We start from the raw sequence: 21,737 nt of genomic DNA, 5'->3' as shown, positions 1-21,737 counted from the left end.
ATTTTAGGGTCTGCTTTCCGTAGCGATTACTCGTTACAACATCCTGATTGCGTCACTGCTGCTGATGCGCCACAACATTCTCCAGTCTGCTCTGCCGTTGTGCCATCAGTCGCAGGCGCTCCACAACAGGCCAATGGCTGCTCTGGAATGGCCCCCTGAGCGACACCACAACAGCCAGCGCCTGCTATCTCGTCAGTACTTCCACAACAGCCGCTGGACGCAAGAGAGAAGGTTGAACGGTCTGAGCTCTGAGGAATGTTCATGGGCTTTGATGTTGATGACATATCTGTGCTCCTTATACTGTTTTTAGCTCCTGTATTCAAGAGCAACAACTCTTCACTCTCTAGACGCACCTTCTTCAGCAGGGACGCAACAGGCTGAGAGACGGGCCTCTGTCTGACAGGTTGCTGTAGCACAACAGGAGCAGCGAGATTGATAATCAATGATACGGCCCAGGCGATCAAACTCAAAGTGGCAACAATCTAACAAGAGTTGTTTGAGCTTTTCTCGTGCTCTCTGCACGCGCGATTTCGCGCCAGAAAATGAGAGTCCCAGACGGGTAGCCAGATCTCGTTGAGAGAGCCCTTGATACTCGGTCAGATACAGAGCTTCTCGATATGGTTCTGGCAGTGCGTTAACCATCGCGGCCACTGATGGCGCTAACTCAGCCTGCATATCATCCTCTGGCATATCGACAAGCCATGTGTCCTGATTGGTCTCATTGAGAGCAAGCTCAAACTTTTGCCGCCGATAGTAATCCGTCACACGATGGCGAGCAATCTGATAGATCCAGCTTTCTAGCTTCTCTCCATCACGCAATGTATCGGCATGCATATGAATACGCAGAAACACATCCTGAAGCAGATCTTCGACAGCCTCCTCATGACGCACTCGTTTGCGCAGAAAGGCGCGCAATGGCTCGTGCAAGGCGTACCATGCATATTCTGTGACATCCATCGCCATCTTTTCTCATCCATTTCTACTGGTTCAATAGAGAAGCCTCGCTGGCATTCTCCATGTCATAGACGCACCTGATGACGAAAGGATGCAGCCGCGTTCTTACGCTCCCGGTCCTCTCTATGAACCTGCCTCTCTGGCCGCTGCATACAACTGCTCCAAGGATAGCACAGGCTTATGTTCTAACAGTTGAGCAATTCTTGCAGCAATGAGGTCGCGGATATGACGAAAGGCTGCAAGACGTTCTTCCTCAGTACCGGTCACCCGGCTGGGATCGGAAAAGCCCCAATGGACCTGCCGGCGTGCATTGGGAAAGATTGGACAGGCCACCTGCGCCTCATGGCATACCGTTATGACCAGATCCATCGGCGGCTGTGTGGCAAAAGTCGCGATTCCTTTTGCGGTATGATTGTGAAGATCGATACCAATCTCCTGCATGACCTTGATTGCAAGCGGATGCACTGTTCCTGGCTCAGTGCCTGCGCTAAATACCAGGAAAGAGGGACCACCACGAGCTCGCAGAAGCCCTTCGGCCATCTGCGAACGGGCAGAATTATGGGTGCAGAGAAAAAGCACACGTAGAGGTGATGCGGGTTGCTCAGACATACGTTTTCTCCTCCTGTGCTGGAAGTGTATCAGCACTCTCTGTTGACGCATATACAACAGATTGAAGTTGGCTTGCCGAACGCAGCCAGCGGTAAAGTAGTGCGCCTGAAATAGCTCCCAGCATCGGTCCCAGAATATAAATCCATTGAGCAGTCCATGTCCAACTCATCAAAGCAGGACCGAGAGAACGTGCAGGATTCATTGAAGCGCCACAGATCGGACCAGCAAAAAGTGCCTCCAGGCCTACTGTCGCCCCAATAGCGAGCGCAGCCGCCTGACCTACAGCTCGTGTATCAGTGGCCATTGCCATAATCACGACCATCAGAAAAAAGGTAAGCAGCGTTTCGAGTCCAAAGGATTGCCAGACCCCCCCATTTCCTGCTGGAATAGTCGTGCCGAGTGTTGCAACATCCCCCAGGAGAAGCCGTAAACATCCAGCGGCCAACCATGCTCCCAGGAGTTGAGCAGTCCAGTAGCCAATGAGCCGCTGAAGTGGGAAGTGACGGGCAACCACAAAAGCCAGGGTGACAGCCGGGTTAAAATGCGCACCACTCATATGTCCGAAGGTATAAATCATAACCGTGATAATGAGTCCAAATACGAGGCCGACCCCAACATGGGTAATCGCGCCTTGAGAAAGGCTATCAATCATAATGGCACCACATCCAGCAAAGACCAGACCAAAGGTGCCAAGCCCTTCGGCAACATACGCAGCCCAGGCATCTTTTGTCAGTCCCGAACGTAACGAGAGAGACACTGGTTGAGGACGCTCACGAACGATGTTACTACTCACAAGGGATACTCTTCTTTCGTGCTAAAAAGGATAAAAAGAAACGAATACGTGTAGTTAATTGCAGGACGGTCTGCTCAAAGGCATGGAGTTGCTCCTGTTCTGTTCCCTGGACAGATGCAGGATCAAGCAAACTCCAATGAATCCGCTCAAGATCATCGGAAAAAGTGGGACAGGACTCGACGATGCGGTCGCAAACGGTGACGACTGCATCAAAGACCTGACCTTCAAACATCTGAATATGTTTAGGAACAGCCTGGGACATATCAATGCCCAGTTGCTCCATAACGCGACGAGCCAGCGGGTGGATCTGTTTTGCAGGCTGGCCTCCTGCACTGTATGCCTCAACCCGCCCATGGCTCAGATGACGCAGGAGCCCCTCAGCCATCTGCGAGCGAGCACTGTTCTCTGTGCACAGAAAGAGCACCCTCGGTTGACTCTCGGGGATGGAGACATTTTCATTCAATGCTGTGACCGCAGGATGGATCAGAGACCCGGCAGCCAGATAATGCTCCTGAAACTGATCGAGATCCAGGTGATAATAGACTTCTCGTTCATCTGCGTTACTGCGTCTCTCAATCACAATCCGACCTTCGCGCAACTTCCGTAGATGATAAGAAACGAGATTCTGTGAGAGCTTGAGCCGCTCGACTAACTCCTGCACCCGATAGTCCGAGTAAGCCAGTTCTCGCACTATTGCCCACCGAATATCATGGGCAATAAGCTTGAGAATACTGGGAGGCTGCACAATGATTGCCTCCATGGCCTTCCTCCATTTCATCAAAGAAATTTGCATCAAACTAGTTTGATGCAATATTACCAGCGATTGCACAAAAAAACAAGCCTGAGACGAAGAGAAATGCTTCTCTCAGCGATACCTTTCTTGCCAGCATGCCTTGACAAACGGCTCTGCTGCTAGGTATATTTGTACATAGTGCTCGCCATTCGTGACCAGTTCAATGTTGAAAGGAATATTCACTTATGCAACTAAATGCAATTACAGCAGCCCATCCTGATTATCGACATGATCTGGGCAACGACCTTATCTTGCGCTGGTCGACTCCCACCGACACGGAAGCAATCGCACATCTATGTGGTCAAGTATTCAAAGAAAAAGAAGATGATCCACCCAATCAATTTCTCATGAATTGGGTACGTCAAGTCATGAGTGGGCACCATATTCTTATGGGACAGAATGACTTTGGTGTAGTAGAGGATCTGCATAAGCAGGAAAATCCCATCGTGGCCTGCACCTGCCTATTGCGCCACACCTGGGATTATGAGGGGATTGCCTTTCCCGTTGGTCGACCTGAAATCGTTGCGACTGATTCTGATTATCGCAATCGTGGGCTGATTCGAGCTCTCTTCGGCATGATCCATGCGCGTAGTGAAGCAGAAGGCCATCTGGTCCAGGCGATTACAGGTATCCCCTATTTTTATCGCCAGTTTGGCTATGAATATGCAATGGATCTGGATGGAAAGCGCATTACATTTATACAGACGATCCCAAAAGCCCGAGACGACGAACCGCCCTATACATTGCGTGGAGCAACAGAAGAAGATATTCCACTCATCCTGGACTATTATCGCCATCATCGAAGAGACAGTATCTTATGGATGAAACTGACCGAAGAAATTCTGCGATTCCGCTTTACAGAGTGGCAGAAAGCAGCAGTTCCCGATAAATTACCTCAACATATGATGTTGATCGATGCAGCTGGTGTGCCACAAGCCTTTGTCTTATGTGGTGAGAAGCGTTCCTGGCGTGGATTAGATGTGTTCAAGCTGTATTTTGCGCCCCAGGTTGATATTCAGGCCCTTACTCCACCGCTTCTTCGTGCCTTAACATTGTACGGAGAACAGACTGCCGCCAGCGCAGAGATCGATCCACTGGGAGAAATTCATTTCCATCTCGGTCGCTCTCATCCCATTTATGATGCGCTTGGCGGCTATCTTGCTCCAGCCTTTGATCCACCCTACGCCTGGTATCTTCGTGTACCAGACCTGGCTGCCTTTCTTACCCACATTGCGCCAGTCCTGGAAAAACGTCTGGCCTCATCCTGGATGGCCAACTATAGTGGAACCGTAAAGATTGATTTTTATCGCACCGGACTGGTTCTTCAGTTTGAGCAGGGGCGGCTCACCAGAGTTGAGCCATGGCACAAGCCAGTCTATGGAGTCGATCCACTGGCTGGCTTCCCACCTCTCATCTTTCTGCAACTGCTGTTTGGCTATCGAAGCCTTGAAGACTTACGTGCAACCTTTCCCGATGTCTGGGCAAAAAAAGAGGCAAAATCACTCCTGGAGATCCTCTTCCCCCAAAGGGATTCATCGATCGCCTTACTGTGATAGACCAGCTCCGCTCTAAGCGGATGCCTGATTACAGAACAGTTATGTACTAACTATATGTACTAACTATAGGAAGACATAAAGTTCAAGATCTGTTTCCAGGCATCCGCAGAAGCTTCAGCATATTGCGTAGCTCGACGATCAAAAAAACTATGCGGAGCATCTGGATAGACAACAATCGTATTCTTAATTTCTGCTTGATTCAGTTCATCTCCCAGTTGTTGCACTTCAGAAACAGGAATACCATGATCTGCACCACCAAATAGCCCGAGCACAGGGTATTTTATGAGTTTCGCTTGCTCAAGAACAGATCCTTTACTTGTCGGAAGAGAACGGCTAAGGGAAGCGTAAAAAGCAATCACACCGCTTAACGCAAAATCTTGCGTACCTGCCAGTAACGAGAAACTCCCCCCGAGACAAAAGCCAATCGTAAACGTCGGAACGGACGCAGCGTTAGTTGAATGGAGATAAGAAAGGGCCCCAGTAACATCCTGAAAAAAGGTGTTCATTTGCAACTGTCTTACATGTGGCTCATGGTTGAAATTTTCTTCTTCTATTCTCACACCCGCAGTACGGCCAAAATAATCAATCGCTAATGCCCTTACGCCTGCTTGTGCAAACCGTACAGCCAATTCTTTATAGAATTGGTGAAGACCACGTACATCGGGGAAAATAAGGACCTGAGAATGGAACTCCTTCTGTGGTTGCGCTACGTAGACCGAAAAAAGATTCCCATCGGCTGCTGCCAGAACGAGATCTTCACCAGAAACGCTCTCTCCTGCAACAGGAAGATCTGGTGGAACAGCATCTTTATCGTAACACATCTATTCTCTCCTTAATCAAATAAAAACCATAATATTCTCTAAGTATACAATAAAATTATGCACTAAAGCCTCTGTAACTACATCATTGCATGCACAAAGGCTTTTTTATCGCGTCATTTTTGCATAGACAGAATTATGCCCGCTTAGACACCTGGAAGCGAATACCATTCAGTGGACGACCAGTAGCTGCATAAAACTGTGCAATCTCCTGCCCAGGGACCAGATCGAAACGGTAGCGACGAAGCAGGTGTGAAAGCAGCGCCTTCATCTCAATCTGGGCAAAGTTCAGACCAATACACATACGAGGACCGCCGCCAAAGCCAACGAGTGCATATGGACTTTTCTTATCTTCCTCACGTGGAGCGGCAAAACGATCTGGATCAAACTGAGTTGGCTGAGGAAAAATGCTTCCAATCATATGAGACGCTGCAATAGCATAAAACACTAATGTCCCGGCTGGTATATGATAGCCGTTAAATTCAATATCCTCCACAAGTCCACGCGGACCATTGGGAATAGGAGGATACAAGCGTTCAGTCTCTTTCAGAGCGTTGTCTAACACTTTCATCCGCTTAATATCTTCTAGTGTTGGCTCACTGTCTGGAAGCAGCAAAGCATCCTGTTCAGCTAAAACACGCTCAAGATAGTCGGGATGTTGGACGAGTAGGTACAATAGCCAGGAGATAAAGCTGGTAGAAGTCTCATGCCCTGCCACAAGCAAGATATTCGCATGGGCTGTCAGTTGCTCATCGGGCATTGCATTCCCCTGATCATCCCGCGCTTGAACTAACAGGCCGAAAAGATCGTTTGTCGGATTCTTACGACGCTCTTCAATTTTGGGAAGCAACAACGTATGAAGTTCGCCTTGAAGCTGTCGTAGCTTCACTGCCTGTTCCCGCGTAAAGGTTTCAAAATCTTCATCGGGTTCAACAACTCGTGGTGTCATAAGAATGCGCAAAAAAAGCTCACGGAATTGGGCAATCTCAGTCTCACTTCTCAGACCAGCAAACGCCTGAGCTGCTATCTCAAAGGTGATTTTACGAGCCTCTTCATAGATGTCTATCTCGCCAACCTCTGCCCAATAACCAGTGTAGTCACGAATAACACGGTTCATCAACGGCAGATAATGGTTCATGTAATTAACTGTAAACGCTGGATTCATCATCTTCCGGCTCTGACTATGTTCGGTTCCATCCATTGTAAGCAGACCGCGACCAAACATATCAGAGACACTAAAAATGCTGCTCCACCCCTTATCGTTGGAAAATTTTTGGCGATTACTCACTAGCACGAAACGATTAGCTTCGGGCCCAATCATATACAGAACATCTTGCTCAAAGTAGGTTGAGCGAAAAACTGGACCATACCGCTCATACGCATCTGCCAGGAAAGTTCCCAGATGAAACTGATAATCTGCTGGTGGGGTCACATACGGAATATCTGTATAAACACTCATTCGCAAGCTCCTCCTTGACTGGTTCTCTTCTTTGTTCCTTCACATACCTTCTGAATTAACCTTCAACCAGCGGCAGCTCGGCTCGTCCCTTCTGGCCTGAAACCTGTTTTCTCTTGTAGTGGATGAAAAAGGCGAGAACAATAGCTCCCAGAACGACCCACAAACAGAACCAGAAATCATATTGAATAGCATACATGTAACTGAGCTTTGGCTGACCTGGTATAAAGGCAACTTTCATGCGCGTCTGAATGAGCGTTGCCAGAACTGCAATTCCTAAAGAGGTCGAGATAAAACGGATGACGCTATACAAAGATGACGCCTGCGCAAGCTGTTGTGGACGAATATCCGAGAGCGCTGAGACACTGAGCGGCTGAATAATCACCCCTAATGCCAGACCACGAACAATGAATAAACACTGAAGCCACCAATACGAAGTACCAGGTGTCACATAGGCAAACTGCCAGGTAACAAACGCCAGCAAGACCAGCCCGGGAATAACCACCAGACGCACGCCATAGCGATCAACTAATCGTCCTCCGATAAAAGAGGTGATAATCGCAGCGAGAGCCTGTGGGAGCAGGAGCAGGCCAGAATCGAAAGCACTCATTCCACGCATGCTCTGGAGGTAGATGGGGAAGAGAAACAAGCCCCCGAAGAATGCAAAGGTAATTAAGACATTCGTCAGATTACTGATGAAAAATGGTCCATTGGCAAACAACTTTAAGTTGACTAATGGAGTCTCACCTCGACTGATCTTTATCAGTTCGACGATGGTAAAGAGCCCCAATAACACCATCCCCCCAATGAGGAATGACAGGACACTTATTGATGTCCAACCATCTACACTTGCATTTGAAAGGGCATACAGAACTGCTGCCAGGCCAGCGGCTACCAGGATAAAACCTGGAAGGTCAAAGCGCACCTTGACATCATCGCGTACTTCTTTCAGAAGCAGCAGTGCCAGGATCACGCCTATAATCCCCATGGGAATATTAATATAAAAGATAGCCGGCCAATTCACATAGGTGATAAGATAACCACCCAGAGTTGGACCTACAGCGGGGGCAAGTAAGGTAGCGATCCCGAAGACGCCTGTCGCCACACCACGCTCCTCTAAAGGAAACACCCGATAGAGCTGTGCAATTCCTAGTGGGAAGAGAAATGCCCCCCCAATTCCTTGCACAATACGAAAGATAATCAAGGCTGGAAGATTCCACGAGAGACCACATAGCGCAGAACCAATGGTAAAGAGAACAAGAGAGATAATATAGAAACGTTTGGTGCCCAGCCGATTTGCAAAAAATGCTGTCGTAGGAGTTACTACTCCCTGTGTCAGCACATACGCAGTCAATACCCATTGGACGCTGCTCAGGCCCGTTTCAAAAGAACTCTCCAGGCGTGGAACAGCAATATTTACAATGGTCTGATCTAAAACGCTCATAAAAGCGCCAAAGATGACAACAATAGCCACAATCCACTTGTACTCTATCAAGCCCTGGCGCTTCTCTGGTAATGCCGAAAAACTCATAACAGCGTGTCCCTTCATCAATGTTTCTTGATAAGCATGAAACCCAAAACCCGATAAGAAGATGATGAGATTTCATGCTCATCTGTGTGCTCTACAATTCAAAATGATTAGAAGGTTGATTGCTGACGTAGCGTGAACCACTGCCACTGGGAACATTCATCTAAAATGGATAAAAGGTTGATTGCTGACGTAGCGTGAACCACTGCCACTGGGAGAATTCATCTTTGCTTGCCTCACCGCCAAACCGACCTCCATTTCCAGACAGACCTACACCTCCAAATGGAATATTCGATTCATAATTTACGGTCTGGTCATTCACATGAATCATCCCACTATGGAGACGTTCCGCTATAGCAAATGCACGCGCCTGAGAGCCCGTCTGGATGGCGGCTGACAAGCCATAAGGGCTGGCATTTGCAACCTCAATAGCCTCTTCATCGCTTCCTACGATAGTGACAGGTGCCACAGGACCGAAGATCTCATTGGCATATGCTGCCATCGTTGGCTGCACATGCGTTAAAACTGTTGGGAGATAATACGGACCCCTGGCACTTCCGCCTGTGATAAGGTGGGCTCCGTCCGCAACGGTGGCATCAACAATATGCTGAATCCGCTCTAGCTGCTTGCGATCTATAATTGGGCCAAGCTCAACATCCTCTTGATAGGGATTCCCCACTTTTAAGGCTGCCGCTCGCTGAGCCAGTAGTGCTACGTACTTTTCAGCAATACGCTCGTGGACAATATGGCGACCCGCTGACATACAGATCTGTCCCTGATGAAAAAAGGAGCTCCACGCACCAGCTGAGCTGGCAGCCTCGACAGGCGCGTCGTCTAACACAATATACGCGTTGTTTCCTCCAAGCTCCAGAGCTACTTTCTTTAAAGAAGGTGCAGCCAATTCAGCTATACGTTGACCCACTACAGTAGATCCTGTAAAAGAGATCATATCGACATGGCTATCTCGTACCAGGGCTTCTCCTGCCTCTTTGCCACCTGGAAGCACCTGTAAAACACCACTGGGAAGCCCCGCTTCTTCAAATAATCGCGCAAGCACGATCCCTCCTGAAATGGCAGTACGAGGATCTGGCTTAAGGATGACCGCATTCCCAAGTGCGATGGCGGGCGCAACAGAGCGCATAGCCAGGACAAGAGGAAAGTTAAAAGGTGAGATGACGCCAACTACCCCTCGAGGGATGCGACGAGCCAGACTGAGTTGCCCCAGTTGAGCACTGGCCATCTGACCAGGATGAGATCCTGGCATGACATATCCAGTGGGACTCGTCGGGATGGCTGCCGCTTCCTGCAATTCATCCAGACACCCTCTGACCTCAAAGTGTGCTTTCATTGGGATTGCCCCTCCCTCACGTACAATCCATTCACAGATCTCATTATGGTGTACTTCAAGGAGGTGCGCTGCTCGATAGAATACTTCTCGACGTTCAGAAGCAGGGCAGGCCCACCAGTGGCGCTGCGCCTCTACCGCAATCCGGGTTGCTCGTTCAATATCTTCTGGATCAGAGTAGCCCACTCTTGCCAGACACTCGCCTGTTGCTGGTTCACAGACAGCTCTATCTCCACCTGTTGCTCTCTTCCAACCATCACTGTAGATCTTGCCTGGCCAGCATTCAGATTCAAGAAGTCCCATTTTACCCTCTCTTCTGCGCTTCTTTCTTAGGAGAAAAGCAAAGAACACTTTTTATGCTCTCTGTCTCTATCCATCCAAGAGCCATAGAAATTCTACTCGTGACCGCTTGAATGGATGTTATCGCATCTACGTTACTCGCAACTTACCAGCCTGGTAAGTACGCTAAGAGGATCTCTGCCCAACTCAGTACATGCTTCCAGGCTGGTACGTTTCCTTTATAAAGAACTATTTTGCTCCAATTGCAACAAACTCAGGTTCTTTTTTTTCTGTCGGCACTTCTTGCTGTAAAAGAATAATGGCAAGCTGCCGGGGCGTTTTTTTCTGGTAGGCTTCTAAGCCTGCATACCGTTCGATCAGCCAGGGCCAGAGCTCGGCATGCAGATCCTGGTCTGCGACTGTAGCAAGAGCTTTCTGACTGGTTGAGCCAATATGCAGAATAACCTGTTGGTTCCGTTGCAAGTTTCTATACCATTGAGGTGGGAGGTCTGAGCCACCATTGGATGCCACAATGAGTAGCTGATCTCCCTTGGGGAAAAACAACAATGGGACGGTATGCATTTTGTTGTTCTCTTGCTGAGTGCTCAACAATAACACAGGATTTTGATGGGAGTGTCCTCCAATTCGACCTTGTGAAAGGCGATATAAGGCTACGATAAGAGCTGGAAATGGGCTGCGCTTTGCTGGAGTAGGAGTAAGAATACCCGCATTTCTCCAGGCCAGCGAAGTCGTAATTTTCTTCCAGAGAAAAGGGAGAAGATAATGCGGAATGGCCAATGAGAGCGCTCGGCCCCAAAATGCGCGTTGTGAGGGCGTCCACAGTTGCTTCGACATAAATTCTGCACGATCAATAACACCTTGATTGACTGGATACCGGAGCCGTTCATAGTTGCTATATGCCTGGTCAAATGAAACTCTGTGTTGAAAGGCACTGGCAAGCTCTGCGGCCAGGGTATGAGCATCCTGAAGGGCCATATTCATGCCTAAACCACCCGCAGCATGTGTCACATGAGCCGCATCCCCCAGCAGGACAACTCCCTTTGCCGCATAGGTTGGAGCATGCATCTTCCTCATGCGATAGATATGCTCTCCTTGCTTCTCAATGCCTTTCAGGTCTCCCAGGCGCGGATTTCTTTTTATCAACTGGTGCAATAACGCCTCTTCTGTCATCATCTTCCATTGACCACCCTGACCTGCTGGAACAAGAAGTGCCAGACGGACCTTCTCGTCTGGTAATGGCAACAGGATAGCTGCGCCATCTTGATGGAGGAACACACGCGTCCGCAACTTCCCGGTAAACCAATCTGGTCGTTGAGCATGTAAGACCAGCAGATCGTGTTCATATTCCTGGAATGCGACTTCGATCCCTATCTTTCTTCGTAGAGCCGACTGAGCTCCGTCAGCTCCTGCAATCACTGGCGCATAGATCTCGATCTCCGAGCCAGCAATCGTTGCGCTCACGCCAATGGCTCTGCCTTCTTCCATAATCAGGTCCGAGGCGTTTCCATACAGTATCTGACAATAGCCGCTCTTCCTGGCATGCTCAAGCAGAAGAACCTCGATGTCACGATGGGGGAGATTCAGCAGATGAGGATGAGCCGTCTTCACGACGCCCAGATCAATCTCTAGCAACTTACCAAGGAAGGGATGATACATCTCAATACCATAAGCAGGAATGGCTCCTGCTTTCTCAAAAGCGCTCAAGAGCCCCCATTCCTCCATAATCTCTAATGAGCGGGGCTGCATGCCGTCTCCACGATTGAGATCTGTGGGGGTCTTCCGCTTTTCAAGCAAAACAGAATGAATGCCCTGGTATGCCAGAGCACAGGCAAGCGATCCTCCTGCAACAGCGCCTCCAACAATAATCACTTGTGTTTGTATTGTATCCATAGGCTTCTTTTTTCTCCTCAGGTCTCTTCCTAACACAAAAAGGGATAAAGGGTGGTGTATATGGATAAGCTTCTCGGATAAGCTTCTCGGATAAGCTTCCCGCCTGGCAAGACATCATAGGCTCGCCATACAAGAAGCTCTTATGGTGCGAGGCCTGCAAAATAGGTTTCCAGAATATGGTCTGAGAGATTCTCCATCCAGGGGATGCGTTGAATGTTCAACTGAAAATCTACAACCCCATGCAGTAGACAAAGGACACTTTGAGTAATCATTTCAGATGATTGAGGAGCAAAATTGTGCTCCTTTATACACTGTTTTACCAGACGCTTGAGAAGCGCACGCAGCGCAATCACACCATAGGCTGGCTCATCTGGCTCTCGCATGTTCTCGCTCCGAGGCATCGCAATGAAACGATGAGCAAGGGGATGGCGAACACTATGCTGTAGCACTGCATAACAGACATCACGGAGTTGATGAAGAGGTGGGTCAATACTCCCCTCTTTATTGACTGCCAGAAAAAGCTCTTCTGTTGCGTGACAAAGAGCCGCGTACCACACCTGATAGGTGCTAGCATAGGTCGCCATTACTCGTTCAAAGGGGATATCTACGCTGTCAGCAACCATGTGTAGGGTAACCCCATCAAAGCTATGGGTGAGAAAGAGCGTATACACCGCATTGGCAATCGCTTCTTCAGAGAAGCAGATACCCATGTGAGCTGTGTGAATGCTCTGATTCATCATGGCTACATTCCTCCAGATCGGAACTGTTACAATACGATCAGGTTCAAATGTTTCTTCCCACGTACGATCCAGCTCAGATGTTCTCTATCTCCACATCCTGCATCTCCACCAGATCTGTTGTGCACCTATGCAATTGGACAGGGCGTTGCAGACCAGGTCAGAGTCATTCCTGCGTACATCCATTTGCTGGTCTCAATTGCAAGAATCAAGAGTTGATCACCCTGTCTGACATGCCCTGTCTTCCAGGCATAATCGAGGGCCAGTGGGAGGGCAGCCGATCCAGTATTTCCAACGAGCGAGAGATTCTCAAAGATGTTTCCACTGACTGCCACCCACTCTGGAGTCAATAAGCCAGCCTCTTTCAACTCTTCCTGAAGATATCCGGTATTGCCCTCTGGAATAATACAAAGATCAATTGATTCGGCACTGACCCCACTTGTTGTGAGGATATCAGTCAGCGATTCTGCCAATATGTAGGGGGTAAATTTTCCTGAAGCCTGAAAATCTACACGCAGCTCCATCCGCTCCTTTGGACCTGGCACAGGCACTTTCGACCCTCCGGCAGTTACGGTCATCCCTGGCTTCCTGTCTCCTCCCACGCTGGCTAACGACGAACTATGAATTCCTCCTGGCTCATCGCTTGCCTGTAACACAAAGGCCGCCGCTCCATCGCCGAACGAATACACACTGAGACGATCCCTGGCTCGAATAGTCTCCGGGTCCTTATGCAGGAAAAGTGGAACCAGGATTGGTGAGATCGCCTCACAGCCAATCACGACCGCAGTATGATACTTCCCCTGTTCAAGATAAAGTCGAGCGATATCAAGTGCCTGGACACTTCCAGCACAGCCTGAACGCACTTCAATCGTTGCACAACGCTTTAACCCTAATTTCTCCTGGACCAGAGTAACCATTGGCGGCAACGGAAAATCAGGACTGCTGGTGGACAAAACAAGCAGGTCGACATCATGAGCTGATAGTGAAGCAAAAGTTAATGCTTGCTCTGCCGCTTTGGTGGCCATATCTGAGTTGGTCTCGGTATGCACGCCTGTCGTGGGGTTCACAAGCCAATGACGTCGCTCTACCTGGACCTGGGCCAGCAAATCAGGGCTCAGGGGCCCCACCAGTTCCTCAAGATCTGTATTTGTCAATGGTTGACCAGGCAGATACGAACCTGTGCTTACAATGTGTGCTCGCTTCATAGGGCTATCTCCTCTTCTTGATATGAGCGTAAGAGCAGCGAGAAATGAGTTCCACCAAGGGTGCTGCTATTGATAAGCGCATACTTCTGCTCCCCGGGAGAGGATGGTTGCTCACATTGCCAGGATTTCAGAGCCAGCGCGGTATTCAGCGCCCCTCCTACTCCAACTGGTTCTCCAAACAGGGTTTTAGGAGTATAGATGACAGGAAGAGTCTCACTTTCCTGAAAAACTTGATGGATTGCTGTGGTTTCAGCCAGGTCACTGGGACGAAAACCAGATTGATTGGCCCAGATGGCATTCACTTTCTGAATATCGATCCCAGCATGTTGTACTGCCCGGCACATTGCACGTCTGACGCCAGAGTCATGACGATCAAAATTCCCAATTCCATGTCCATCTGCTGCCATACCATAGCCTGTTATCTCGCCATAGATGCGTGCGCCACGTTTACGAGCGCTAGAAAGGCTCTCAAGTAGAAGTGCAACCCCCCCTTCAGCCAGCGCAAACGAGCTCTTCGGTGAAAGTATCCCAAGATCACTATACGCTTGAACCACCGCATCAGTGAGGGTATCTACAGCCAGGCAGACCATTGCTGTAGCCAGTCCATTTGCCACCTGATCATAGCCATAACAGATGGCAGATGCCCCCGCCCCATGACCAGTTGTGACTGTAGAATTGGGGCCAAGCGTTCCAACATGTATGGCAACCTGCCCTGCCGCGGCATTAAAGACAGTATTGGGAAACACACCAGGACTGGCTGCTGCGGTCCCTTGACTAAAGAGCGGCTTACAGAACTTCTCCATACTCTCCATTGGGCCCAATCCACTCCCAAACAGAATGCCTATATCATGTCGGTTCTCATCGGTTACCTCTAACGCTGCATTCGCCAGTGCCAGATGGGTCGCTACAACAGAAAAAATGCTCAGGCGGTCCATACGGCGTCTATCACGTACCGTCAGAAACGGCGATGGATCCAGATTCTCTACCCAGGCAACTCTCTTTCCATCTTTCGTCTGAATGCTACTCTGCTTCTTCGCGAAAGCCTCCCATACCTCGTCAAGGGTACAGCCAGCACTGGTAAGGGTGGAGATACCAGTAACTACCACACGCTCATTTCCAGGGGTGGCGGGTGATGCACTGCTGAGATCGCCTTTCCCTAATACCAGGCAGGCATTATTTCCACCAAAGGCAAAGTTATTGGAGATAGCGACATTCATAGGAAGGGGAAGAGAAACATTTGGAACGTAATCCAGATCGCATTCGGGGTCAACGCTGTCATAATTCGCTGTTGGAGGAGCCAGTTGTTCCTGTAAGGCTTTAATGGCAATGATGCTTTCAACGGTTCCAGCAGCCCCCAGCAGGTGTCCAATCATCGATTTTGAGCTACTGACTTTCACCTGCTCTGCCGCTGCTCCAAGCGCTAAACGAATAGCTTTTGTTTCAGCAGAATCATTTTTTGCAGTCCCCGTACCATGGCCATTCACATACTGCACTTGCTCTGCCAGGACGCCAGAGACTTTAAGGGCCGCTTGAATAGCTCTTTTGGCTCCTCTCCCATAGGGATCAGGGGCTGTTGGATGATATCCATCTGCCGAAAGGCCGTATCCCAGGATCTCAGCAAGCATTGGAACGCCCAACTGTTCGGCCAGATCTGCGCGCATCAGTACCAGCATACCGCTCCCTTCACCCAGGGAGAGCCCCTGGCGGTTCCGTGAGTAAGGAGCTGCTGGTCTGGGAGACAATGATTCCAGGGCATGGAAACCAGCAAAGGTCACATCTGAGAGCGCATCGGTTCCCCCAGCCAGCACCACATCAGCCTGCCCTGAGCGGATCAGGTCGGCTGCATAGCCAATCGCATTGGCTCCTGCTGCACAGGCGGTCGAGAGGGAAATGATTGGACCTTTTACCCCGAAGACACTTCCAATGATTTCTGCCAGGCTCTGAGGAGGGAAAAGAAGCAAACATTCCGGAGAGGCCGATACTCCATCCAGGTACGCTTTATACCATTGACTCGCACTGCTTAAGCCGCCCATACAGGTTCCAATCACTACGCCCCAACGTTCGGCAGGGATATTCTGCAGGCTCTTACCGCTCGCATCACAAGCTTCCTCGCCTGCTTGCAGGGCGAATTCAAGTACACGTTCATTCGCAGCTGACACGAGATCGCCATGGGTGATGCAAAGCGGATATGTTTTGCCAGATGCCACTTTTTCCTGGACTTCACCACCAAGGCTGGTAAGATATGAGTCCATTGGAAGGTTCTGCACCGGACGAATGCCAACCTGCCCTGATTTAATGCCTGCCCAGAGTGCTTCAACAGAAGTCCCTAACGAGGTAACAGCACCCATACCAGTTACCACAACACGCATCGATTTCTCGGTGCTGGTATCATCATTGAGTGTCAAAACTCCACGCTTCCTTTCTTCTCATTCACTCGACGGAGTGCAAGGGCGACATTCTGACCTTCTAGCCCACGCGCAAGGGCGAGTGCTTGCCCTACATGAGCCTCGCGCGCTTGCAATGGAACAAGATCCAATGAACATTCGGGGTCCTGTTCATGCAGATGCAATGTCGGGGGCAGCATCTGATGTCGCAGAACAAGAGCTGAGACTGCGACGTTCAAGGCCCCGGCTGCGGCAACAAGATGACCAGTCGCAGGCTTTACACAGCTTCCTGGTACCTTGCTTGCATTTTCGCCAAAGGTATCCTGAATGGCGATAGCCTCGCTGGTATCTCCTAATCTGGTCCCACTCCCATGAACTGAGAGATATTCGATCGTTTCCGATGCCATCTCGGCCTCACGTAAAGCGGCTTGCATCGCTAACGTTAAACCTCGTCCTCTAGGATGAGGTTTGATCAGTTGATAGCCGTCATATGCTGTTCCAAAACCAGCGATCTCGGCATAGATGGGAGCATTCCGTCTAATTGCAGATTCGTAGCTCTCAAGCACGAGAAAAGCCGCTCCTTCGCCAATAATCGTACCGCTTCGCTGTCTGTCAAATGGTCGGTAGGCTTCTGCTCCTAACTCGTTCTGCTCGGTCATCACTTCCATCGCTTGCAACTTGATCATATTAAACCAGGTAACTGCTTCATCAAACCCTCCTGCAATCGCTACCTCTGTCTCTCCACGGCGAATGGCACGATATGCTCGCCCAATGGCGACAGCGCTCGCATCAGCAGTGCCAACAAAGAAGCCATTGCATCCCTTAAATCCAAACGCTTCTGAAATAAAGAAGAGGCTGGCCGCAGGGAGGCCTTCTAAGAAAATCAATGGATAGACTTTATGGGCATGAACACCCATACGCTCACTATCTATCGTTCCATCTTCACGACTGGAGGCAAGCGCAGTAGGCACAAAGTGATCCAGATTGCTCACTTCTTTGTTACTGCCAATAAAGATACCTGTCTGCTCGCAATCAATCGCTTTTAGATCCAATTGGGCATCACGCAACGCCAGGATAGTAGCAGCAAACGCCATCTGATCTCCTCGGGTCATCAGGCGAAGCGTACGACGATTAGTAATAAAGTCCTGAGGGACAAAATCGTGGACCTCACCGGCTAGACGCGTCTGAAGCGAGGTTGCGTTAAAGCGCTCAATGGGGCCAAGAGCACTTCGGTTTTCTAGCAATCCTTGCCATGTCTCTTTTGTTCCAACTCCCAGTGGCGTAACCAGACCAATACCAGTAATAACTACACGACTCATTGATAGACCTCCAGATGAATATGGCGGACGGTAGCCATACATTTCCCACCAGCAAAGACTTTTCCACTCAGATGTGCCCTCATTGGCTCGATCTGTTTCACTTCCACCTCTAATTGCAGTTGGTCTCCTGGCTGCACAAAATGACGAAAACTTACCTGCTTCACCCTATGCAGCCTCCATTGTTGCTCGGTCTGAATCTCCAACAGGTGGATACCTACATGCACCAGACTATCAAGTAACAATACTCCGGGAAGGATGGGAAAACGTGGAAAGTGCGATGTAAAAAGAGAAAGTGTATTAGGAATGTTGCAAGCGGCTTTGGCGGACACGCCTGGTTCTATTGCAAGGATCTGATCATAGGTGAACCAATATCTCATATGGTGGTTTCCTCAATTGGTCACTTGACGCGCTACCAATGCGGCGTTTGTGCCACCAAAGGCAAATGCATTCACCATGGCGGCTCGTACAGGTCTTTTCTGTGCGACGTTCGGAACATAATTCAGGTCTAAGCGTGGATCCGGGTTGTCCTGGTTAATGGTTGGTGGAATAATCTGGTCTCGCAATGCATACACGGCTGCAAGCATATTCAACGCCCCTGATCCAGCCGTCAGATGACCGGTCATCGATTTGGGAGAGCTAATCGCCAGCCGATAGGCGTCCGAACCAAATACTGCTTTGATGGCCGTCGTCTCACAACTGTCATTACTGGGGGTGCTTGTGCCATGAGCTACAATGTAATCAATGTCCTCACTCTTCAAATCAGCATCTTTGAGTGCTCGTGCCATTGCCTGTATCGGCCCATCTCCATTGGGGGGCGCATCTGTCATCCGATAGGCATTTAAGCTGGATGCAAAACCTACAAGCTCAGCATAGATGGGGGCTCCACGCGAGACTGCGCTCTCCCACTCTTCTAGAATGATCACTACGCCTCCCTCGCCAAGCACAAAGCCAGATCGATCACGATCAAAGGGTCGTGAAGCTTTCTGTGGGTCATCATTATAGGCTGAGGTTAAGGCTCCAACCAGGGTAAATCCTAGAACATCAATAAAGGAGGTCATGGCATCATACCCACCAGTCACCATCACTCTAGCATCACCATCCTGGATACAGCGGAACGCTTCGCCAATGGCATGAGCCGAACTCGCACAGGCGGTACTAATTCCAATGAGAGGACCCTGACACTCTCCAAGCAAGGCCATCGTGGCCATTCCCACGTTGTGGGAACGAATTAAGACATCAGACGGCGCGCACTGAGGAAGCTGTTTCCCTCCGGTTGTCTCAATCTGATACAACATTGCTAACATACGTTCTAGTTCTGGATATTGCACACCACAGCCAATAACCACTCCTTTCTCGGCAGGCTGGTACAAACCAGGAGGGATCTGGGCATCTGCCATGGCCTGCATAAAAGCGGCAACGCCATAGCCAGCACCACGCGAAAGATAGCGGCGCATCCGATATTCAGGGACGTACGTTGTGAGATCAAAATCTTTGACTAATCCTGCAATATGGACAGGCTGGTTCTGTAAAGGAAAGGTGGTAATATGACCAACCCCACTTCTCCCATTGATCAGGGAGTTCCATGTTTCAGGGGCACTATTGCCAATCGGAGTGACGGCACCAAGCCCGGTAATTGCAACACGTCTTTTCATACGAGCTTCCCCTCCCGCGTTAATACACGCTTCATTTGTTCCGTTACTTCTCTGGCTTCCAGACGATCTGCATCGATCAAAGCACACATGATATCCTGTGCTTCCAACACTGTCTCCCCGGCCTGAGTGACCTTTCCCTCCAGGACTGCCATTTCATCAGTCATCGATAGCAGCGTTCCTTCCAGCTCCAGGAGCATTCCCGGCCTCACTTCGCCAAGATATGTCACAGAACCAATGGATAATAAAGCAGCTCTCTTTTTCATACCTGTCGAGAGCAGCAAAAGCCATGAACCTGCCTGGCAGAGTGCCTCTAACATGAGAGCCTGCGGGAGAAGAAGGCCCGTCTCTCCACTATTCCAATAGTCTTCGTTGCGTGATGTTAGCTTCAAAGCTCGTATCGTATGCCCAGGCTCAAAAGAGCTAATTCGATCAATGAGATGAAAATGCATAAGACTCCTTATTCCTCTCTTCTCTTTTGCCAGACGGTGATCACCTGGGCAATTGCCATACCAGTTGTATGTGAAAGCGAGATATCAAGCTCCAACAAGCCACGTTTTTGTGCATAATCCGCAACGTAACCATGTAAGAGGACCCGTGGACGCCCCGTCCCTTCCGATACGACTTCAACATCTGTCCAACACATCCCCTGCCCCATGCCGGTCCCAAAGGCCTTGAGCACGGCTTCCTTCGCTGCAAAACGCGCTGCCATGTGTTCATAGCAGCGGCGTTTTAAGCGACAATACGTTAACTCACGTTCCGTAAAAACCGTCGCTAGCTCAGTTGAATGCTCAAGGGCAAAACGTGTGAGACGGGCTACATCAACAAGGTCAACGCCAACACGGACATGCGTACTACTGGACGTCTGCATAAGAGTGCTTGCCAACCAGGGTCACAAGATTCTCTACCGTGAATAACGATAAGACATTTTCAGCTTCTAATTTACCAACTAATGCTTCAGGATCAATCTGTGGCAATGCGGTTTTTATTTGCGCTAAACCAACAGCGTTAATAATGCCATGTTCATCCGCAAATTCTTCATCTGGAATGCCTCCCTGAATATGATGAGCAATATCAGAGACTTTGACTTTGATGCCCAATTTACGCTCTAAACGAAACAAAATGTCGAGGAGGTCGATTGACTCCGCTCCCAGGTCACCCAAAATCGTTTTGTCAGGCGAAACTTCCTCGGCATCTACGCCTAATGCATCCACAAGCGTCGATTTTACAGCTGTATAGATCTCTGGATTCATGTTCTTTCTCCTTTAGTTTTTCTCAATACATCATTCCCAATTGGGATCCGTTTATGAAAGCGGTGAACCCACACCAGCAACTGCGCTAAGCCCACCATCAACAGTTAGCAAGGATCCACTTACATGACTGGCATCCGCGCTAGCCAGAAAGAGAGCAACCTGTGCGATCTCTTCTGGTTGAGCAAAAGAGCGCAAAGGGATCTGCTTCAGGATTCCCTTTCCTCCATTCTTTTCTAAGAGCCCTTCAACCATGTCAGTTGGACAAAAACCTGGTAGAACGGCATTGACACGAATCCCAAAGCGGGCAAATTCCATTGCGCAACAGCGGGTAAATGCATTAATTGCGCCCTTAGAAGCTGAGTAATTTGCTTCACCAACCCAACCTCGTTCGCCCATGACAGATGAGATATTGACGATAACGCCTGACCTTTGTAGCATAAATTGTTCAAGTACGGCTTTGGTGCAATGAAAGACTCCTCCAAAATTTACCTGCATTACTTCTTGCCAGCTGTTTTCATCCATATGAAAGATTAAGCCATCCTTAGCAATGCCTGCGTTGTTCACGAGAATATGCAAACTATCCCATCTGGAGAGAATCTTCTGTACCATTTCATGCACTTGCTCTGCATTGGCCACATCTGCCTGGACCGCAAAGGCGGTTCCACCACGTGCCAGAATTTCGTCAACAACTTCTTGTGCATAGGAAGCTCCAGAACGGTAGTTCACTGCGACTTTTGCGCCCTCATCTGCGAGAGCCAGCGCAATCGCTCTCCCAATCCCACGTGAAGCGCCCGTTACCAAAGCAACTTGTCCATCAAATTTCATGCTCTCTTTGTTTCTCCTCTTGCTTTGACTACTGCCACCATCAATGTTCCGGTACAACCTCTCTGAGCTATAATTAGTGCAGTATCATTACCAACGCTTTACCAGTTGAGTTAGTACAACATGTGCTCAATACCCCCCCATCGAAACTATGACTCCATTGTGCAAAGATTGCAGATGTCTGTGTGATCTCTTCTTTTCTTTTTACATCCTCCTCCGTTCAAATTGCTAACACGGGATGTAACTCATGAGTAAGGAATGCATTACACATATTCTTTGTATTACCAATAATGCTGCAAGCAGATCCATCACCAGCATATGATGCT

General features: G+C 49.3%; 21 protein-coding genes. 1 reads left to right on the top strand and 20 read right to left on the bottom strand.

Annotation, left to right across the window (positions count from 1 at the left end; translation table 11 throughout):
* Positions 1-26: 26 nt before the first annotated feature.
* The 5 genes from EL628_RS23555 to EL628_RS23535 form a co-directional block, all read right to left on the bottom strand.
* A complete protein-coding gene (locus tag EL628_RS23555; RefSeq protein WP_126582459.1) occupies positions 27-284 on the bottom strand; it encodes a hypothetical protein in 258 nt (85 codons plus the stop codon).
* Between the two features lie 52 nt (positions 285-336).
* Positions 337-963: an RNA polymerase sigma factor SigZ gene (sigZ, locus tag EL628_RS23550; protein ID WP_245994391.1), complete on the bottom strand. Its 627-nt coding sequence runs from the start codon at positions 961-963 to the stop codon at positions 337-339.
* 114 nt (positions 964-1,077) lie between these two features.
* Positions 1,078-1,563, bottom strand: coding sequence for an arsenate reductase ArsC (locus EL628_RS23545; protein WP_126582458.1), 486 nt, complete (start codon positions 1,561-1,563; stop codon positions 1,078-1,080).
* Positions 1,556-2,356, bottom strand: coding sequence for an MIP/aquaporin family protein (locus tag EL628_RS23540; RefSeq protein WP_245994388.1), 801 nt, complete (start codon positions 2,354-2,356; stop codon positions 1,556-1,558). The genes EL628_RS23545 and EL628_RS23540 overlap by 8 nt, the downstream gene beginning before the upstream one ends.
* Complete coding sequence (locus tag EL628_RS23535; RefSeq protein ID WP_126582457.1) at positions 2,349-3,116, bottom strand: arsenate reductase/protein-tyrosine-phosphatase family protein; 768 nt, start codon at positions 3,114-3,116, stop codon at positions 2,349-2,351. Before EL628_RS23535 ends, EL628_RS23540 begins: the two co-directional genes overlap by 8 nt.
* A gap of 218 nt (positions 3,117-3,334) precedes the next feature.
* On the opposite strand from EL628_RS23535, the gene EL628_RS23530 reads away from it, so the two are divergent.
* Complete coding sequence (locus EL628_RS23530; protein ID WP_126582456.1) at positions 3,335-4,702, top strand: GNAT family N-acetyltransferase; 1,368 nt, start codon at positions 3,335-3,337, stop codon at positions 4,700-4,702.
* A gap of 62 nt (positions 4,703-4,764) precedes the next feature.
* On the opposite strand, the gene EL628_RS23525 is transcribed toward EL628_RS23530, so the two are convergent.
* From EL628_RS23525 to EL628_RS23455, 15 genes are all read right to left on the bottom strand, one after another.
* The gene (locus EL628_RS23525; RefSeq protein ID WP_126582455.1) at positions 4,765-5,526 is read right to left on the bottom strand and encodes a dienelactone hydrolase family protein; all 762 of its coding nucleotides are present in this window, start codon (positions 5,524-5,526) and stop codon (positions 4,765-4,767) included.
* A 133-nt stretch (positions 5,527-5,659) separates the two neighbouring features.
* Positions 5,660-6,982, bottom strand: coding sequence for a cytochrome P450 (locus tag EL628_RS23520; protein WP_126582454.1), 1,323 nt, complete (start codon positions 6,980-6,982; stop codon positions 5,660-5,662).
* 55 nt (positions 6,983-7,037) lie between these two features.
* Complete coding sequence (locus EL628_RS23515; RefSeq protein ID WP_161975711.1) at positions 7,038-8,510, bottom strand: MDR family MFS transporter; 1,473 nt, start codon at positions 8,508-8,510, stop codon at positions 7,038-7,040.
* Positions 8,511-8,670: 160 nt separating this feature from the next.
* A complete protein-coding gene (locus tag EL628_RS23510) occupies positions 8,671-10,155 on the bottom strand; it encodes a benzaldehyde dehydrogenase (RefSeq protein ID WP_126582452.1) in 1,485 nt (494 codons plus the stop codon).
* Positions 10,156-10,380: 225 nt separating this feature from the next.
* Positions 10,381-12,042, bottom strand: a complete 1,662-nt coding sequence (locus EL628_RS23505) for a nitroreductase/quinone reductase family protein (protein ID WP_126582451.1) — start codon at positions 12,040-12,042, stop codon at positions 10,381-10,383.
* 140 nt (positions 12,043-12,182) lie between these two features.
* Positions 12,183-12,782 carry a TetR/AcrR family transcriptional regulator gene (locus EL628_RS23500; RefSeq protein WP_126582450.1) on the bottom strand — a complete coding sequence of 200 codons (600 nt, stop codon included), beginning with the start codon at positions 12,780-12,782 and terminating at the stop codon, positions 12,183-12,185.
* 125 nt (positions 12,783-12,907) lie between these two features.
* Positions 12,908-13,984: a 3-oxoacyl-ACP synthase III family protein gene (locus tag EL628_RS23495; RefSeq protein WP_126582449.1), complete on the bottom strand. Its 1,077-nt coding sequence runs from the start codon at positions 13,982-13,984 to the stop codon at positions 12,908-12,910.
* Positions 13,981-16,389 carry a beta-ketoacyl-[acyl-carrier-protein] synthase family protein gene (locus EL628_RS23490; protein ID WP_126582448.1) on the bottom strand — a complete coding sequence of 803 codons (2,409 nt, stop codon included), beginning with the start codon at positions 16,387-16,389 and terminating at the stop codon, positions 13,981-13,983. The genes EL628_RS23495 and EL628_RS23490 overlap by 4 nt, the downstream gene beginning before the upstream one ends.
* Entirely contained in the window at positions 16,386-17,687 is a 1,302-nt protein-coding gene (locus EL628_RS23485) for a beta-ketoacyl-[acyl-carrier-protein] synthase family protein (protein ID WP_126582447.1), read from the bottom strand. Before EL628_RS23485 ends, EL628_RS23490 begins: the two co-directional genes overlap by 4 nt.
* The gene (locus EL628_RS23480; protein ID WP_126582446.1) at positions 17,684-18,064 is read right to left on the bottom strand and encodes a 3-hydroxyacyl-ACP dehydratase FabZ family protein; all 381 of its coding nucleotides are present in this window, start codon (positions 18,062-18,064) and stop codon (positions 17,684-17,686) included. Before EL628_RS23480 ends, EL628_RS23485 begins: the two co-directional genes overlap by 4 nt.
* Before the next feature lie 12 nt (positions 18,065-18,076).
* Entirely contained in the window at positions 18,077-19,339 is a 1,263-nt protein-coding gene (locus tag EL628_RS23475; protein WP_126582445.1) for a beta-ketoacyl-[acyl-carrier-protein] synthase family protein, read from the bottom strand.
* Positions 19,336-19,788: a hotdog family protein gene (locus tag EL628_RS23470; protein WP_126582444.1), complete on the bottom strand. Its 453-nt coding sequence runs from the start codon at positions 19,786-19,788 to the stop codon at positions 19,336-19,338. Before EL628_RS23470 ends, EL628_RS23475 begins: the two co-directional genes overlap by 4 nt.
* Before the next feature lie 8 nt (positions 19,789-19,796).
* A complete protein-coding gene (gene acpS, locus EL628_RS23465; protein ID WP_126582443.1) occupies positions 19,797-20,207 on the bottom strand; it encodes a holo-ACP synthase in 411 nt (136 codons plus the stop codon).
* On the bottom strand, positions 20,191-20,589 hold the full coding sequence (locus EL628_RS23460) for an acyl carrier protein (protein ID WP_126582442.1): 399 nt from the start codon (positions 20,587-20,589) through the stop codon (positions 20,191-20,193). Before EL628_RS23460 ends, acpS begins: the two co-directional genes overlap by 17 nt.
* Before the next feature lie 51 nt (positions 20,590-20,640).
* A complete protein-coding gene (locus EL628_RS23455) occupies positions 20,641-21,414 on the bottom strand; it encodes an SDR family NAD(P)-dependent oxidoreductase (RefSeq protein ID WP_126582441.1) in 774 nt (257 codons plus the stop codon).
* Positions 21,415-21,737: the final 323 nt, after the last annotated feature.

It is taken from the genome of Tengunoibacter tsumagoiensis (genome assembly GCF_003967535.1).
In the GTDB taxonomy this organism is placed as follows: Bacteria; Chloroflexota; Ktedonobacteria; order Ktedonobacterales; family Ktedonobacteraceae; genus Tengunoibacter; species Tengunoibacter tsumagoiensis.
This window is presented reverse-complemented; position numbering and strand designations above follow the sequence as displayed.

What these genes read in the sequence shown, in the direction of transcription:
- EL628_RS23495 (WP_126582449.1), bottom strand. Translation starts at nt 13,984, where the DNA reads ATGAAGCGAGCACACATTGTAAGCACAGGTTCGTATCTGCCTGGTCAA.
- EL628_RS23505 (WP_126582451.1), bottom strand. Translation starts at nt 12,042, where the DNA reads ATGGATACAATACAAACACAAGTGATTATTGTTGGAGGCGCTGTTGCA.
- EL628_RS23530 (WP_126582456.1), top strand. Translation starts at nt 3,335, where the DNA reads ATGCAACTAAATGCAATTACAGCAGCCCATCCTGATTATCGACATGAT.
- EL628_RS23520 (WP_126582454.1), bottom strand. Translation starts at nt 6,982, where the DNA reads ATGAGTGTTTATACAGATATTCCGTATGTGACCCCACCAGCAGATTAT.
- EL628_RS23535 (WP_126582457.1), bottom strand. Translation starts at nt 3,116, where the DNA reads ATGGAGGCAATCATTGTGCAGCCTCCCAGTATTCTCAAGCTTATTGCC.
- EL628_RS23470 (WP_126582444.1), bottom strand. Translation starts at nt 19,788, where the DNA reads ATGCATTTTCATCTCATTGATCGAATTAGCTCTTTTGAGCCTGGGCAT.
- EL628_RS23510 (WP_126582452.1), bottom strand. Translation starts at nt 10,155, where the DNA reads ATGGGACTTCTTGAATCTGAATGCTGGCCAGGCAAGATCTACAGTGAT.
- EL628_RS23545 (WP_126582458.1), bottom strand. Translation starts at nt 1,563, where the DNA reads ATGTCTGAGCAACCCGCATCACCTCTACGTGTGCTTTTTCTCTGCACC.
- acpS (WP_126582443.1), bottom strand. Translation starts at nt 20,207, where the DNA reads ATGCAGACGTCCAGTAGTACGCATGTCCGTGTTGGCGTTGACCTTGTT.
- EL628_RS23555 (WP_126582459.1), bottom strand. Translation starts at nt 284, where the DNA reads ATGTCATCAACATCAAAGCCCATGAACATTCCTCAGAGCTCAGACCGT.
- EL628_RS23455 (WP_126582441.1), bottom strand. Translation starts at nt 21,414, where the DNA reads ATGAAATTTGATGGACAAGTTGCTTTGGTAACGGGCGCTTCACGTGGG.
- EL628_RS23475 (WP_126582445.1), bottom strand. Translation starts at nt 19,339, where the DNA reads ATGAAAAGACGTGTTGCAATTACCGGGCTTGGTGCCGTCACTCCGATT.
- EL628_RS23515 (WP_161975711.1), bottom strand. Translation starts at nt 8,510, where the DNA reads ATGAGTTTTTCGGCATTACCAGAGAAGCGCCAGGGCTTGATAGAGTAC.
- EL628_RS23480 (WP_126582446.1), bottom strand. Translation starts at nt 18,064, where the DNA reads ATGAGATATTGGTTCACCTATGATCAGATCCTTGCAATAGAACCAGGC.
- EL628_RS23485 (WP_126582447.1), bottom strand. Translation starts at nt 17,687, where the DNA reads ATGAGTCGTGTAGTTATTACTGGTATTGGTCTGGTTACGCCACTGGGA.
- EL628_RS23460 (WP_126582442.1), bottom strand. Translation starts at nt 20,589, where the DNA reads ATGAATCCAGAGATCTATACAGCTGTAAAATCGACGCTTGTGGATGCA.
- EL628_RS23525 (WP_126582455.1), bottom strand. Translation starts at nt 5,526, where the DNA reads ATGTGTTACGATAAAGATGCTGTTCCACCAGATCTTCCTGTTGCAGGA.
- EL628_RS23500 (WP_126582450.1), bottom strand. Translation starts at nt 12,782, where the DNA reads ATGATGAATCAGAGCATTCACACAGCTCACATGGGTATCTGCTTCTCT.
- sigZ (WP_245994391.1), bottom strand. Translation starts at nt 963, where the DNA reads ATGGCGATGGATGTCACAGAATATGCATGGTACGCCTTGCACGAGCCA.